Raw genomic sequence first — 15,576 nt, 5'->3', positions numbered from 1 at the left:
CCGGGACAAGCATTCCGGAGGAATTTGCCCGACCTTACTCTTATCGACTCAAAAAAATAGAAAAAAGCAAATTCAGTCAGAAGCGAAAGCCAATCAGGCCTTCTTAGGCTTCTTGGTACCGTATTTCGAACGGCCCTGGTTACGACCCTTGACGCCGGAAGTATCCAGAGAACCGCGAACGGTGTGGTAACGAACACCTGGCAAGTCTTTTACACGACCGCCACGGATCAGAACCACGCTGTGCTCTTGCAGGTTGTGGCCTTCACCACCGATGTACGAGGAAACCTCGAAACCGTTGGTCAGACGCACACGGCATACTTTACGCAGTGCCGAGTTAGGTTTTTTCGGCGTAGTGGTGTACACGCGAGTGCACACGCCACGACGTTGCGGGCAGTTCTGCAGCGCAGGAACGTCGGATTTCTCGACGATACGCTTGCGCGGCTGACGTACCAGCTGGTTGATAGTTGCCATCTACTAGCTCCACTGTTGACTTGCAGACGCTATTGCCTGCAAGAAAGCAAATGACAGGGCGTTAGGCCCTGCCAAATTTAGGGGTACAAGAGTCTAAAGAGGATCCCGCCCCCAGTCAAGGCAGGCACCCGCCCTCTTCGCTAGACGACCGACGCCTGACGGCATCGATCATCGAGCAAGAGCGGGGCCAGCCCTTAGTTACCGCTGGAGTTCAACGCCTCGGTCAGAGCGGCCTCGACTTCGCTTGCGCTGACGCGCAGTGGCTTGTCGATGTCACGGCGACGCTTGCGCTCGCTGTGATAGGCCAGACCGGTACCTGCCGGGATCAGGCGACCCACGACAACGTTCTCCTTCAGGCCGCGCAGGTAATCGCGCTTGCCGGTGACGGCCGCTTCGGTCAGAACGCGGGTGGTCTCCTGGAAGGAGGCCGCGGAAATGAACGACTCGGTCGACAGCGAGGCCTTGGTGATACCCAGCAGCACGCGAGTGAACTTGGCAATGAACTTGTCATCGGCCGCCAGACGCTCGTTCTCACCCAGTACCTGGGTCAGTTCGACCTGGTCGCCTTTGATGAAGCTCGAGTCGCCGGCTTCGCTCACTTCGACTTTACGCAGCATCTGACGCAGGATGGTCTCGATGTGCTTGTCGTTGATCTTCACGCCCTGCAGACGGTAAACGTCCTGGATCTCGTTGACGATGTACTTGGCCAGCGCGCTGACGCCCAGCAGACGCAGGATGTCGTGCGGATCGCTAGGACCGTCGGAGATCACTTCGCCGCGGTTGACCTGTTCACCCTCGAACACGTTGAGGTGACGCCATTTCGGAATCAGCTCTTCGTATGGCTCGCTGCCATCGACCGGGGTGATGACCAGGCGACGCTTGCCCTTGGTTTCCTTGCCGAACGCGATGGTGCCGCTGACTTCCGCCAGGATCGACGCTTCTTTCGGACGACGCGCTTCGAACAGGTCGGCAACGCGAGGCAGACCACCGGTGATGTCACGGGTCTTCGAGGTTTCTTGCGGAATACGCGCGATAACGTCACCGATCGCGATCTGTGCACCGTCAGCCACGTTGACCAGAGCGTTCGCCGGCAGGAAGTACTGGGCAGGTACGTCGGTACCCGGCAGCATCAGGTCCTTGCCGTCGAGGCCAACCATCTTCACTGCAGGACGGATGTCCTTGCCAGCCGCCGGACGGTCTTTCACGTCCAGGACTTCGATGATGGTCATACCAGTCAGTTCGTCGGTCTGACGCTTGATGGTAATGCCTTCTTCCATGCCCACGTAGGTCACGGTACCTTTCATTTCGGTAACGATCGGGTGGGTATGCGGGTCCCACTTGGCCACGATGGAGCCAGCGTCGACCTTGTCGCCTTCCTTCACCGAGATCACCGCACCGTAAGGCAGCTTGTAGCGCTCGCGCTCACGACCGAACTCGTCGGCGATGGCCAGCTCACCGGAACGGGAAACCGCTACCAGGTGACCGTCCACACGCTCTACGTGCTTCAGGTTATGCAGACGCACGGTACCGCCGTTCTTCACTTGTACGCTGTCGGCCGCCGAGGTCCGGCTGGCCGCACCACCGATGTGGAAGGTACGCATGGTCAGCTGGGTACCCGGCTCACCGATGGACTGGGCAGCGATAACGCCGACCGCTTCACCGATGTTCACCAGGTGGCCGCGCGCCAGGTCACGACCGTAGCACTTGGCGCAGATGCCGAAACGGGTTTCGCAGCTGATCGGCGAGCGCACGACCACTTCGTCGATGCTGTTCAGCTCGATGAACTCGACCCACTTCTCGTCGACCAGGGTGCCGGCCGGAACGATGACGTCCTCGGTGCCAGGCTTGAACACGTCGCGAGCGATCACACGACCCAGTACGCGCTCACCCAGCGGCTCGACCACGTCGCCGCCTTCAATGTGCGGCGTCATGACCAGGCCCTGCTCGGTACCACAGTCGACTTCGGTCACGACCAGGTCCTGCGCCACGTCGACCAGACGACGGGTCAGGTAACCGGAGTTCGCGGTCTTCAGTGCGGTATCCGCCAGACCTTTACGAGCACCGTGAGTCGAGATGAAGTACTGGAGTACGCTCAGACCTTCACGGAAGTTCGCAGTGATCGGCGTCTCGATGATGGAGCCGTCCGGCTTGGCCATCAGACCACGCATACCGGCCAGCTGACGGATCTGGGCTGCGGAACCCCGCGCACCGGAGTCGGCCATCATGTACATCGAGTTGAACGATTCCTGCTCGACTTCGGCGCCGGTGCGATCGATCACCTTCTCTTTCGAGAGGTTGGACATCATCGCCTTGGACACTTCGTCGTTGGCCTTCGACCACAGGTCGATGACCTTGTTGTACTTCTCGCCCTGAGTTACCAGGCCGGAGGCGTACTGGCTTTCGATTTCCTTCACTTCGGTGGTGGCGGCATCGATGATGCGCGCTTTCTCATCCGGAATGACGAAGTCGTTCACGCCGATGGACACGCCGGAAATCGTCGAGTAGGCGAAACCGGTGTACATCAGCTGGTCAGCGAAGATAACGGTGTCCTTCAGACCCACCACGCGATAGCACTGGTTGATCAGCTTGGAGATCGCCTTCTTCTTCATCGGCTGGTTGACCACGTCGAACGACAGGCCGGCCGGTACAACCTGGAACAGCAGCGCACGGCCGACGGTGGTGTCGACGATACGAGTGTTCTTCACGCTGTTGCCGTCACGATCATTCACGGTCTCGTTGATACGGACCTTGATCTTGGCGTGCAGGGCAGCCTCGCCGGCGCGGAATACGCGGTCGACTTCCTGCAGGTCGGCGAACACGCGACCTTCGCCCTTGGCGTTGATGGCCTCGCGGGTCATGTAGTACAGACCCAGTACCACGTCCTGGGAAGGAACGATGATCGGATCACCGCTCGCCGGCGACAGGATGTTGTTGGTCGACATCATCAGCGCACGGGCTTCGAGCTGGGCTTCCAGGGTCAGCGGTACGTGCACCGCCATCTGGTCACCGTCGAAGTCGGCGTTATAGGCCGCACACACCAATGGGTGCAGCTGGATGGCCTTACCTTCGATCAGCACGGGCTCGAACGCCTGGATACCCAGACGGTGCAGGGTAGGTGCACGGTTGAGCAGCACGGGGTGTTCGCGGATCACTTCGGCGAGAACGTCCCAGACCTCTGGCAGTTCGCGCTCGACCATTTTCTTGGCCGCCTTGATGGTGGTGGCCAGGCCGCGCATTTCCAGCTTGCCGAAGATGAACGGCTTGAACAGCTCCAGAGCCATCTTCTTGGGCAGGCCGCACTGATGCAGGCGCAGGGTCGGACCTACGGTAATAACCGAACGGCCGGAGTAGTCAACACGCTTACCGAGCAGGTTCTGACGGAAACGACCCTGCTTACCCTTGATCATGTCAGCCAGGGATTTCAGAGGACGCTTGTTGGAACCGGTGATGGCACGACCGCGACGACCGTTGTCGAGCAGGGCGTCGACCGCTTCCTGCAGCATGCGCTTTTCGTTGCGCACGATGATGTCAGGAGCCGACAGGTCCAGCAGACGCTTCAGACGGTTGTTACGGTTGATGACGCGACGATACAGATCGTTGAGATCGGAAGTCGCGAAGCGGCCGCCGTCCAGAGGAACCAGTGGACGCAGATCTGGCGGCAGAACCGGCAGAACGGTCAACACCATCCACTCAGGCAGGTTGCCGGAGCCCTGGAAGGCTTCCATCAGCTTCAGACGCTTGGACAGCTTCTTGATCTTGGTTTCCGAGTTGGTCTGCGGAATCTCTTCGCGCAGGCGACCGATCTCGTGCTCCAGGTCAATGGCGTGCAGCAGCTCGCGGACAGCCTCGGCACCCATGCGGGCGTCGAAGTCGTCACCGAACTCTTCGAGGGCTTCGAAGTACTGCTCGTCGTTCAGCAGTTGGCCTTTTTCGAGGGTGGTCATGCCCGGGTCGATCACTACGTAGCTCTCGAAGTAGAGCACGCGCTCGATGTCACGCAGGGTCATGTCCATCAGCAGGCCGATACGGGACGGCAGCGATTTCAGGAACCAGATGTGGGCAACTGGAGAGGCCAGTTCGATGTGCGCCATGCGCTCACGACGGACCTTGGCCAGGGCAACTTCAACGCCGCACTTCTCGCAGATCACGCCGCGATGCTTGAGGCGCTTGTACTTGCCGCACAGGCACTCGTAGTCCTTGACCGGGCCAAAGATCTTGGCGCAGAACAGGCCGTCACGCTCAGGCTTGAACGTACGGTAGTTGATGGTCTCCGGCTTCTTAACTTCACCGAACGACCACGAACGGATCATCTCAGGCGACGCCAGTCCGATGCGGATAGCGTCGAACTCTTCGACTTGACCCTGGTTTTTCAACAGATTCAGTAGGTCTTTCAAGGCCTTTCCTCCTGGCGGAGCAAGGAGCAGGCAGTACCGCCCTGCTCCCATTCACGTCACGTGTTATTCGGTTTCCAGATCGATATCGATACCGAGAGAACGGATCTCTTTGATCAACACGTTGAAGGACTCGGGCATGCCCGGCTCCATACGGTGATCACCATCCACGATGTTCTTGTACATCTTGGTACGGCCGTTCACGTCGTCCGACTTCACTGTGAGCATTTCCTGCAGAGTGTAAGCCGCGCCGTATGCTTCCAGCGCCCAGACTTCCATCTCCCCGAAACGCTGACCACCGAACTGCGCCTTACCACCCAGCGGCTGCTGGGTAACCAGGCTGTAGGAACCCGTGGAACGCGCGTGCATCTTGTCGTCCACCAGGTGGTTCAGTTTCAGCATGTACATGTAGCCAACGGTGACAGCGCGCTCGAACTTGTTGCCGGTACGGCCATCGAACAGCTGCATCTGACCGCTGTCAGGCATGTCTGCCAGACGCAGCATCGCCTTGATCTCACGCTCTTTGGCACCGTCGAATACCGGGGTGGCCATAGGAACGCCGTTGCGCAGGTTCTTCGCCAGATCCAGGATCTCCTGATCGGAGAAGCTGTCGAGGTTTTCCTGGCGACCACCGATCTCGTTGTAGATCTCGGCCAGGAACTTGCGCAGCTCGATGACCTTGCGCTGCTCTTCGAGCATGCGGTTGATCTTCTCGCCCAGGCCCTTGGCCGCGAGGCCCAGGTGGGTTTCGAGGATCTGACCGACGTTCATACGCGAAGGTACGCCCAACGGGTTCAGTACGATGTCCACCGGAGTACCGTTGGCGTCGTGCGGCATGTCTTCGACCGGCATGATCACCGAGACCACACCCTTGTTACCGTGACGACCGGCCATCTTGTCGCCCGGCTGGATACGACGGCGGATAGCCAGGTAGACCTTGACGATCTTCAGTACGCCTGGAGCCAGGTCATCGCCTTGCTGCAGCTTGCGCTTCTTGTCTTCGAACTTGTCGTCCAGCAGACGACGACGGTCGACGATGTAGGCCTGGGCTTTTTCCAGCTGTTCGTTCAGCGCGTCTTCGGTCATGCGCAGTTTGAACCACTGACCATGCTCCAGACCGTTGAGGATCTCGTCGGTGATTTCCTGGCCTTTCTTCAGGCCGGCACCACCTTCCACGGTACGACCCACCAGGGCAGAACGCAGACGCTCGAAGGTCGCGCCTTCGACAATGCGGAACTCTTCGTTGAGGTCCTTGCGGATCTCGTCCAGCTGCGCCTTCTCGATGGACAGCGCGCGGGAGTCACGCTCTACGCCGTCACGGGTGAACACCTGGACGTCGATGACGGTGCCCTTGGTACCGGTTGGTACGCGCAGCGAGGTGTCTTTGACGTCGCTGGCCTTCTCACCGAAGATCGCGCGCAGCAGTTTCTCTTCCGGAGTCAGCTGGGTTTCGCCTTTTGGCGTGACCTTGCCGACCAGGATGTCGCCAGCGGCCACTTCGGCACCGACGTAGACGATACCGGCTTCGTCCAGCTTGTTCAGCGCAGCCTCACCCACGTTCGGGATGTCCGCGGTGATTTCTTCTGGGCCAAGCTTGGTGTCACGCGCCACACAGGTCAGTTCCTGAATGTGGATGGTGGTGAAGCGGTCTTCCTGAACCACACGCTCGGACAGGCAGATGGAGTCTTCGAAGTTGAAGCCGTTCCACGCCATGAACGCGATGCGCATGTTCTGACCCAGAGCCAGCTCACCCATGTCGGTGGACGGGCCGTCGGCCATGATGTCGCCACGCTGAACCACATCACCGCGGTTCACCAGCGGACGCTGGTTGATGCAGGTGTTCTGGTTCGAACGGGTGTACTTGGTCAGGTTGTAGATATCCACACCGGCTTCGCCGGTCTCGACTTCGTCGTCGGCCACGCGGACCACGATACGGCTGGCATCCACGGAATCGATCACGCCGCCACGACGCGCCACGACGCAAACGCCGGAGTCGCGGGCCACGTTACGCTCCATACCGGTACCCACCAGCGGCTTGTCGGCACGCAGGGTTGGAACGGCTTGACGCTGCATGTTCGAACCCATCAACGCACGGTTGGCGTCGTCGTGCTCGAGGAACGGAATCAGCGAGGCTGCAACCGAGACAACCTGCTTGGGCGAGACGTCCATCAGGGTGACGTCGGCAGGTGCCTTGACGGTGAATTCGTTCAGGTGACGAACGGCAACCAGCTCGTCGATCAGCTCCTGCTTCTCGTTCATCGTGGCCGAAGCCTGGGCGATGACGTGGTCGGCTTCTTCGATCGCCGACAGGAACACGATCTCGTCGGTGACCAGGCCATCTTTCACCACGCGGTACGGGCTTTCCAGGAAGCCGTACTGGTTGGTGCGGGCATAAGCCGCCAGGGAGTTGATCAGACCGATGTTCGGACCTTCAGGGGTCTCGATCGGGCACACACGGCCGTAGTGGGTCGGGTGTACGTCACGGACTTCGAAGCCGGCGCGTTCACGAGTCAGACCACCTGGGCCGAGAGCGGAGACACGGCGCTTGTGGGTGATCTCGGACAGCGGGTTGTTCTGGTCCATGAACTGCGACAGCTGGCTGGAACCGAAGAACTCCTTCACCGCTGCCGCGACCGGCTTGGCGTTGATCAGGTCCTGAGGCATCAGGCCTTCGCTTTCGGCCATCGACAGACGTTCCTTGACCGCACGCTCGACGCGCACCAGGCCCACACGGAACTGGTTCTCGGCCATCTCGCCAACGCAACGCACGCGACGGTTACCCAGGTGGTCGATGTCATCGACGATACCTTTGCCGTTACGGATGTCGACCAGGGTCTTGAGAACCTCGACGATGTCTTCCTTGCACAGCACACCCGAACCTTCGATTTCGGTGCGACCGATACGACGGTTGAACTTCATGCGGCCGACGGCAGACAGGTCGTAGCGCTCGGCACTGAAGAACAGGTTGTTGAATAGGGTCTCGGCGGCATCCTTGGTTGGCGGCTCGCCAGGACGCATCATGCGGTAGATCTCGACCAGAGCTTCCAGTTGGTTGCTGGTGGAGTCGATCTTCAGCGTGTCGGAGATGAACGGACCGCAGTCGATGTCGTTGGTGTACAGGGTCTCGATGCGAACCACCTGGGCCTTGGCGATCTTGGCCAGCAGGTCGGTGGTCAGCTCGGTATTGCACTCGGCGATGATCTCGCCGGTAGCCGGATGCACGATGACCTTGGCGGTGGTGCGACCCAGAACGTATTCCAGGGGCACTTCCAGCTCTTTGATACCGGCTTTTTCCAGCTGGTTGATGTGACGGGCAGTGATACGGCGACCCTGCTCGACAATAACCTTGCCGCTCTCGTCCTTGATGTCCAGGACGGCGACTTCACCACGCAGACGCTGAGGCACCAGCTCCAGGCTCAGGCCTTGCTCGCGCACATGGAATACGTTGGTGGTGTAGAAGGCATCCAGCACCTGTTCGGTGGTGTAGCCGAGCGCGCGCAGCAGTACGGACGCCGGCAGTTTGCGGCGACGGTCGATACGCACGAATACGCAGTCCTTCGGGTCGAACTCGAAGTCCAGCCAGGAACCGCGGTATGGAATGATGCGAGCGGAGTACAGCAGCTTGCCGGAGCTGTGAGTCTTGCCACGGTCGTGGTCGAAGAACACACCAGGCGAACGGTGCAGCTGGGACACGATTACACGCTCGGTACCGTTGATGACGAAGGTACCGTTTTCAGTCATCAGGGGAATTTCACCCATGTAGACTTCTTGCTCTTTGATGTCCTTGATCGCTTTGTTCGACGATTCTTTGTCGAAAATGATCAGACGAACCTTGACCCGCAGCGGTACGGCGTAAGTCACGCCACGCAGCACGCACTCCTTGACATCAAATGCCGGTTCGCCCAAGCGATAACCTACGTACTCCAGGGCAGCATTGCCGGAGTAGCTGATGATCGGGAAAACGGATTTGAAGGCTGCATGCAGACCGACGTCGCGGAACTGATCTTTGGTCGCTCCCGCCTGCAGGAATTCACGATACGAATCCAGCTGGATGGCCAGGAGATACGGCACATCCATTACGTCCGGCAACTTGCTAAAGTCCTTGCGGATACGTTTTTTCTCAGTGTATGAGTAAGCCATCAGCGTTCCCCAGCTTGGTCACCTGCCTGTTTGGCTCCTCCCGACGGAAGCAGCCAGAAAATCTGCAAACCTTCTTGGTTTGCGCCACCGTGTCGGTGGTACCTGCACGTTATAGAGGGCGGCCTTGCCACACGTCTATAACGGAAAAAGGCCGGTGGCAAAAGCCACCAGCCATCAGCCTTCTGCTCAACGCTTGGGCTGGACGCTCAAGGTCGATGCTTATTTCAGCTCGACTTTAGCGCCTGCTTCTTCCAGAGCAGCCTTAGCCTTGTCGGCGGTGGCTTTGTCAACGCCTTCCAGAACGGTAGCTGGAGCGCCGTCAACGGCAGCCTTGGCTTCTTTCAGGCCCAGACCGGTCAGTTCACGAACTGCCTTGATCACGTTCACTTTCTTGTCGCCGGCTTCAGCCAGAACAACGTTGAACTCGGTCTGCTCTTCAACAGCAGCAGCAGCGCCAGCAGCTGGACCAGCAGCAACGGCGGCAGCAGCGGTAACACCGAACTTCTCTTCGAAGGCCTTGATCAGTTCTACGACTTGCAGAACGGACATCTCGGCAACGGCGTTAAGGATATCTTCTTGAGAGATGGACATGACTCAAATTTCCTGAATTGGGGGACGGCCTACGCGACCATCGAAATAAACAAAAACGCGTGAGAAGAGCTTTCAGCCTCAGGCTGCAGCCGCTTCTTTCTGGTCGCGAATGGCCGCCAGAGTACGAGCCAGCTTGCTGGTAGCGCCTTGAATAACGCTCATCAGCTGTGCAATGGCTTCGTCGCGGGTCGGCAGGCTTGCCAGTACGTCGATCTGATTAGCTGCGAGGAACTTGCCCTCGAACGCAGCTGCCTTGATCTCGAACTTGTCCTGACCTTTGGCGAATTCCTTGAACAGACGGGCAGCAGCGCCCGGGTGCTCGTTGGAGAACGCGATCAAGGTCGGGCCGGTGAACGCATCGTTGAGGACACTGTATTCAGTGTCAGCAACAGCGCGCTTGAGCAGGGTGTTACGTACGACACGTACGTAAACGCCAGCTTCACGAGCCTCTTTACGGAGTCCGGTCATAGCGCCTACTGTCACACCACGGGCATCAGCCACGACAGCGGACAGAGCAGCTTTGGCAGCCTCGTTGACTTCAGCGACGATGGCCTTCTTGTCTTCGAGTTTAATTGCCACGGGTTTAACTCCTGCTTGTTACCGTTTCATCCAGCCGGAGCCGGATGTCGTTTTGGTGTCTGATTCGGTAAGGAACCGGGAGCACCATCTGCGTAGGCTTGTGGTTTAAGACTTGCGTCGCCTACGGTCTTGGACAGCCCCCGCCAGGCAGGGACCCCAATCATGTGGATGGCGCGGCGTACCGCGCCATCGCGTGTTACGCGTCCAGCGAGCTCTGATCGATGACCAGACCTGGGCCCATGGTGGTGCTCAGGGTTACGCGCTTGACGTAGATACCTTTCGAAGAAGCTGGCTTGATACGCTTCAGATCAGCGATCAGGGCTTCAACGTTTTCCTTCAGCTTGACGGCGTCGAAGCCGACCTTGCCAACGGAGGTGTGGATGATGCCGTTCTTGTCGGTACGGTAGCGAACCTGACCGGCCTTGGCGTTCTTGACGGCGCCAGCCACGTCTGGAGTTACGGTACCTACTTTCGGGTTAGGCATCAGGCCGCGAGGACCCAGAACCTGACCCAGCTGACCCACAACACGCATGGCGTCAGGGGAAGCGATGACTACGTCGTAGTTCAGGTCGCCGGCTTTCATTTCTGCAGCCAGATCGTCCATACCTACGCGGTCGGCACCGGCAGCCAGAGCAGCTTCAGCAGCTGGGCCCTGGGTGAACACGGCTACGCGAACGGTCTTACCGGTGCCGTGAGGCAGAACGGTAGCGCTACGTACGACCTGGTCGGATTTACGAGGATCGACGCCCAGGTTAACGGCAACGTCGAAAGACTCGTTGAACTTGACGGTCGACAGTTCGGCCAGCAGGGAAGCGGCGTCAACGAAGTTGTAGACCTTGCCAGCTTCGAGCTTGCTGGCGATTGCCTTTTGACGCTTGGTCAACTTAGCCATTACACACCCTCCACGTTAAGGCCCATACTGCGAGCGGAACCGGCGATGGTACGCACGGCCGCATCGAGGTCAGCAGCAGTCAGATCAGCGCTCTTGGTCTTGGCGATCTCTTCCAGCTGTGCACGGGTAACGGTGCCAACCTTAACGGTGTTAGGACGAGCCGAACCGCTGGTCAGGCCCGCTGCTTTTTTCAGCAGAACCGAAGCAGGGGTGCTCTTGGTTTCGAAGGTGAAGCTACGGTCGCTGTAGACGGTGATGATCACTGGAGTCGGCAGACCTGGCTCAAGACCCTGAGTACGGGCGTTGAACGCTTTGCAGAATTCCATGATGTTTACACCGTGCTGACCCAGAGCAGGACCAACGGGTGGGCTAGGGTTAGCCTGACCGGCTTTCACTTGCAGCTTGATGTACGCAGAGATTTTCTTGGCCATGAGGCACTCCAGTTACGGGTTCGAACGCCAATGAAGGCTCCCCGGTTGTTACGCATATATCCCAGTGACGAAAAAACCCCACAGCCTTCGGCTGCGGGGTGGGGGATTCCAGTTCGATCAGACCTTCTCGACCTGACTGAACTCCAGCTCTACCGGGGTAGAGCGACCGAAAATGAGCACGGCAACCTGAATGCGGCTCTTTTCGTAGTTAACCTCTTCGACCGAACCGTTGAAGTCGGCGAACGGACCGTCGGTAACGCGGACCACTTCGCCCGGCTCGAACAAGGTCTTCGGCTTGGGCTTGTCGCTGCCATCGGCAACGCGACGCAGGATGGCCTCAGCCTCCTTGTCAGTGATGGGCGCCGGCTTGTCGGCAGTACCACCAATGAAACCCATGACGCGCGGGGTATCCTTGACCAAGTGCCAGGTCCCCTCGTTCATTTCCATCTGGACAAGCACATAGCCAGGGAAGAACTTACGCTCGCTCTTGCGCTTCTGGCCGTTGCGCATCTCTACCACTTCTTCAGTGGGGACCAGAATTTCGCCGAAGCCATCTTCCATGCCTGCCAGCTTTACGCGCTCGATCAGCGAGCGCATGACATGCTTCTCGTAACCCGAGTAAGCATGAACGACGTACCAACGCTTAGCCACGAGACACCCTTAGCCAACTATCAAGGAAACAAGCCAACCGAGCAGGGAATCGAGCCCCCACAACAGCAGCGCCATAACCAGAACCACAACCACGACGATCAGCGTAGTCTGGCCAGTCTCCTGGCGCGTAGGCCATACGACTTTACGGATCTCTGCACGCGCTTCCTTTGCGAGAGTAAAGAAAGCCTTGCCCTTGCCGGTCTGGAGCGCAATGAAGGCTGCAGCAGCACCGATCACGAGGAGAGCAAGAACGCGGTACAGGATCGGCTGGGCCGAGTAATACTGATTACCGACAACACCCACGACCACCAGAACGACTACCAGGAGCCACTTCAGCAGGTCAAAGCGAGAGTCTGATGCTTCAGCCTTGGGATTCATCTACGGAGATCCTGTGAAAAGAAAGCCAGATATCGAGAGAATCTGGCAGGTCAGGAGGGAATCGAACCCCCAACCTACGGTTTTGGAGACCGTCGCTCTGCCAATTGAGCTACTGACCTAAAAGCAAAATCAGGCCGACCATTATGCTGACCCGACTAGATTTTTTCAACACCCTTTTTGAGAACCGACCAACATGGCTGCTGGCACACCCCAAAGAAGGCTCAAGCGAAACGCACAAGGCGCACGTCACCGCTTAAAACAAAGGCAGATATTTGCATATCTGCCTCTGATAATGGAGCTCTTGAGCGGATTTGAACCGCTGACCTCACCCTTACCAAGGGTGTGCTCTACCAACTGAGCTACAAGAGCGAAACTTTTAGCATGAACCACAAACCTGGAGCGGGTAGCGGGAATCGAACCCGCATCATCAGCTTGGAAGGCTGAGGTTCTACCACTAAACTATACCCGCGCAATCAAGCAGTTCGCGCTGAATCTGGTGGAGGGGGAAGGATTCGAACCTTCGAAGTCGTAGACGTCAGATTTACAGTCTGATCCCTTTGGCCGCTCGGGAACCCCTCCTGAGCTGTGGCGGCATTATCAATCTCTGCCACCCTCTTGTCAACCATTTTCTCAATTAAATCTTGAGGTTACATGCGTTGACTCATTTTGCTTCTCAACTTTGTTTACACATCGCTGCGAAGCGGGCGCCATTCTATGCAAACTAATTCAGGTCTGCAACCCCTTCGCAAGAAATAACGCGATTTTTTAACTGGGCGAAATCATGCGTCAATTGCCCTAGTAACTCCTCCCCCACCAACCGCCGACTTTCAGGGTTGATCTGTACCCAATAGACATTTCCACCTGCAGACTGCTGCACGTGATATTGCGCACGGATATCCAGGCTTGTCAGGCGCTGCTCCAGTGCCTTTATGTCGTCAGCCTTCGTAAAGCCTCCGAGATACTGACACTCCGGCTTGGGCTCCCGGGCACCACCCACACCCGACTCACTGAGCAGGCGAATATCCTGCTGCCCCGAACGGGCCATGGACAGCGGAATGACCTCCTTGGCACGCAGCGGCGCCTCCTGCTGGTGCCACAGGTAATAGAAGATGTTCAGCATCAACAGCAGAAGAAATAGCCAGCGCATGAAAACCTCAGCGTAACGGGCAGGCCAGGGCGAGACCGACAAAGACCAGGTCTGGAATCACTCTGGCCCCTGGAATGACATCATCCACCAAAACAGCATCACCACCGGTGACGAATACATCGAAATCATCCCCCCAGTATTGGCGGGCAATCTCAAGCTGAGACAGCACGAAACCCCGTAGCATCAGCGAGCAACCGCGCTCCACCGCTTCTGCAGTGGAGTGACCAGGCGCCAGGCTCTCCAGCGCTTGCATGGCCGCCTCGTCGTCGTAACGAATACGCCGGGTGTGGGTACGCAGCTGATTGCGCATCAGGGGCATGCCTGGGCAGATGAACCCCCCCAGATGCAGCCCTTGATGGTCAACGAAGTCAGAGGTCACGGCTGTGCCCAGATCGATCACCAGGCAAGCCCGCGAAGAGAGCTGGTACCCCGCAACCAGGGCCAGCCAGCGATCCAGCCCCAGCCGCCGGTAATCCTCGTAGCCATTCTTCACACCAGCCAGTTCCTCGGCAGGCTCTGCACGCACAGGAGCAAGCGAAAACCTCTGGGCCAGCAGATTTACCAGCCTGTCAGTCTCCTCGACAGTACGCACGCTCACCAGACGGCAGTGAGCCAGCTCAAGCCCGACAAGCGACTGGAGGCGCTCCACGAGCGCGTCATCGGAGTCAACCACGCCTCCCGCACGGATTGCGTCATTATCCTTTTCCGTGACACGCCACTTGATGAAGCTATTGCCACAATCGAGTTCAAGAATCATCACGCAACCTCAGGCTGAGCTCACCACCGCTGAAACTTTTTTCCACACCATTTACCTCCAGCCGCAAGGCCCCCAGAGCGTCGATGCCCAGCACAACCCCCTCTATGCGTTCTACACCAGACAATAGCGAGACCTCCCGGCCCTGCCAGAGGTGATTGCGCTCCCATTCATCCTGAAAAGCTGAGAAGCCATCCCGCTGATGACGCGCCAAATGCATCTGCAGGCGCTCAGCCAAGCGTCCGGCCAGCACGTTCCGATCAGACAGGCGCCCCGTCTCCAGGCGTACAGAAGTCCAGGCCTGGTCAACCTCGGCAGCCTGCTGCATGTTGACATTGATGCCCACGCCGATGACGACGTGACAGACATCGGCAGGATCCCCCATCAGCTCCAGCAGGATACCAGCCAGCTTGCGTCGCCCAACAAGAATGTCGTTAGGCCACTTGAGGCCAGCGGCCGCTACGCCGGTCTCGCGAAGCACTTCCACGACCGCCAGGCCAACCAACAGGCTCAGCCCTTCGAGCTGGCGCATACCGCCCTCTATGCGAAGCAGCACACTGAAATAGAGGTTCTCTGCGAAAGGACTTATCCACTGCCGCCCTCGACGCCCCCTTCCGGCAGTCTGCCGTTCGGCAACGACCAGGGCCGGAAGGGCGATATCGGAAGCAATCAGCCTAGCCGCCTCGGCATTCGTGGAGTCGACACTCTCAAGGGCAACTACAGACCATCCAGGAGGCGTGCCGGCTGCCTGGATCACAGCCACATCATGAAGGGAGAGCGGGTTGGCAAGCCGGTAACCGCGGCCCCGGACCTTGTGCACTTCGACACCCAGCTCCGCAACCATCTGCTGCAACTGCTTCCACACAGCGCTTCGACTGATCCCCAACTCCTCACCCAAAACCTCACCGGAGTGAAACTCGCCGTCGGCAAGGAGTTTTAGCAATGTGAGCATGAACTTATCGCCTGGCAAAGAGGCACGCATGATAGCCACGCAGGCCGGCGATGCATAGAAACCCGGCCGCCTTTTTCCCGGCGCAAAAGCAAAACCCCTGACCGCAGAGCGATCAGGGGTTTTGGTGTTTAATCTTGACGATGACCTACTCTCACATGGGGAAGCCCCACACTACCATCGGCGATGTGTCGTTTCACTG

Annotated in this window: 12 protein-coding genes and 4 tRNA genes; all 16 read right to left on the bottom strand. The window is 58.5% G+C overall.

The features are described from left to right. Window positions 1-93: 93 nt before the first annotated feature. The 16 genes from rpsL to birA all read right to left on the bottom strand — a co-directional run bounded on the left by rpsL (window position 94) and on the right by birA (window position 15,377). Window positions 94-471 (bottom strand): 30S ribosomal protein S12, encoded by a 378-nt coding sequence (gene rpsL / locus QZ497_RS01920; protein ID WP_045484153.1) that lies wholly within the window; start codon window positions 469-471, stop codon window positions 94-96. A gap of 194 nt (window positions 472-665) precedes the next feature. Continuing rightward, a complete protein-coding gene (gene rpoC, locus QZ497_RS01915) occupies window positions 666-4,865 on the bottom strand; it encodes a DNA-directed RNA polymerase subunit beta' (RefSeq protein ID WP_295470579.1) in 4,200 nt (1,399 codons plus the stop codon). A gap of 63 nt (window positions 4,866-4,928) precedes the next feature. Next, complete coding sequence (rpoB, locus tag QZ497_RS01910; RefSeq protein WP_295470577.1) at window positions 4,929-9,002, bottom strand: DNA-directed RNA polymerase subunit beta; 4,074 nt, start codon at window positions 9,000-9,002, stop codon at window positions 4,929-4,931. Window positions 9,003-9,221: 219 nt separating this feature from the next. Continuing rightward, a complete protein-coding gene (gene rplL, locus QZ497_RS01905; RefSeq protein WP_295470575.1) occupies window positions 9,222-9,593 on the bottom strand; it encodes a 50S ribosomal protein L7/L12 in 372 nt (123 codons plus the stop codon). Window positions 9,594-9,671: 78 nt separating this feature from the next. Next, the gene (rplJ, locus tag QZ497_RS01900) at window positions 9,672-10,172 is read right to left on the bottom strand and encodes a 50S ribosomal protein L10 (RefSeq protein ID WP_295470573.1); all 501 of its coding nucleotides are present in this window, start codon (window positions 10,170-10,172) and stop codon (window positions 9,672-9,674) included. Between the two features lie 196 nt (window positions 10,173-10,368). Beyond that, window positions 10,369-11,064 carry a 50S ribosomal protein L1 gene (gene rplA, locus QZ497_RS01895; protein WP_295470572.1) on the bottom strand — a complete coding sequence of 232 codons (696 nt, stop codon included), beginning with the start codon at window positions 11,062-11,064 and terminating at the stop codon, window positions 10,369-10,371. Beyond that, complete coding sequence (gene rplK, locus QZ497_RS01890) at window positions 11,064-11,495, bottom strand: 50S ribosomal protein L11 (protein WP_295470570.1); 432 nt, start codon at window positions 11,493-11,495, stop codon at window positions 11,064-11,066. The genes rplA and rplK overlap by 1 nt, the downstream gene beginning before the upstream one ends. A gap of 117 nt (window positions 11,496-11,612) precedes the next feature. Next, complete coding sequence (gene nusG / locus QZ497_RS01885; protein WP_295470569.1) at window positions 11,613-12,146, bottom strand: transcription termination/antitermination protein NusG; 534 nt, start codon at window positions 12,144-12,146, stop codon at window positions 11,613-11,615. A gap of 9 nt (window positions 12,147-12,155) precedes the next feature. Then, entirely contained in the window at window positions 12,156-12,524 is a 369-nt protein-coding gene (gene secE / locus QZ497_RS01880) for a preprotein translocase subunit SecE (RefSeq protein ID WP_295470567.1), read from the bottom strand. A gap of 43 nt (window positions 12,525-12,567) precedes the next feature. After that, a tRNA-Trp gene (locus QZ497_RS01875) sits at window positions 12,568-12,643 on the bottom strand. A 174-nt stretch (window positions 12,644-12,817) separates the two neighbouring features. Continuing rightward, window positions 12,818-12,893, bottom strand: a tRNA-Thr gene (locus QZ497_RS01870). Window positions 12,894-12,919: 26 nt separating this feature from the next. Further along, window positions 12,920-12,993: transfer RNA gene (locus QZ497_RS01865), tRNA-Gly, on the bottom strand. A 25-nt stretch (window positions 12,994-13,018) separates the two neighbouring features. Continuing rightward, window positions 13,019-13,103: transfer RNA gene (locus QZ497_RS01860), tRNA-Tyr, on the bottom strand. Between the two features lie 142 nt (window positions 13,104-13,245). Further along, window positions 13,246-13,671: a hypothetical protein gene (locus tag QZ497_RS01855; RefSeq protein ID WP_295470566.1), complete on the bottom strand. Its 426-nt coding sequence runs from the start codon at window positions 13,669-13,671 to the stop codon at window positions 13,246-13,248. Window positions 13,672-13,678: 7 nt separating this feature from the next. After that, window positions 13,679-14,428, bottom strand: coding sequence for a pantothenate kinase (locus QZ497_RS01850; RefSeq protein WP_295470564.1), 750 nt, complete (start codon window positions 14,426-14,428; stop codon window positions 13,679-13,681). Then, entirely contained in the window at window positions 14,418-15,377 is a 960-nt protein-coding gene (gene birA / locus QZ497_RS01845) for a bifunctional biotin--[acetyl-CoA-carboxylase] ligase/biotin operon repressor BirA (protein WP_295470563.1), read from the bottom strand. The genes QZ497_RS01850 and birA overlap by 11 nt, the downstream gene beginning before the upstream one ends. Window positions 15,378-15,576 lie beyond the last annotated feature (199 nt).

Origin of the sequence: uncultured Pseudomonas sp. (assembly GCF_913777995.1) — a bacterium.
In the GTDB taxonomy this organism is placed as follows: Bacteria; Pseudomonadota; Gammaproteobacteria; order Pseudomonadales; family Pseudomonadaceae; genus Aquipseudomonas.
The sequence above is the reverse complement of the archived record's forward strand: the minus strand, read 5'-3'. Positions and strand labels throughout refer to the sequence as shown.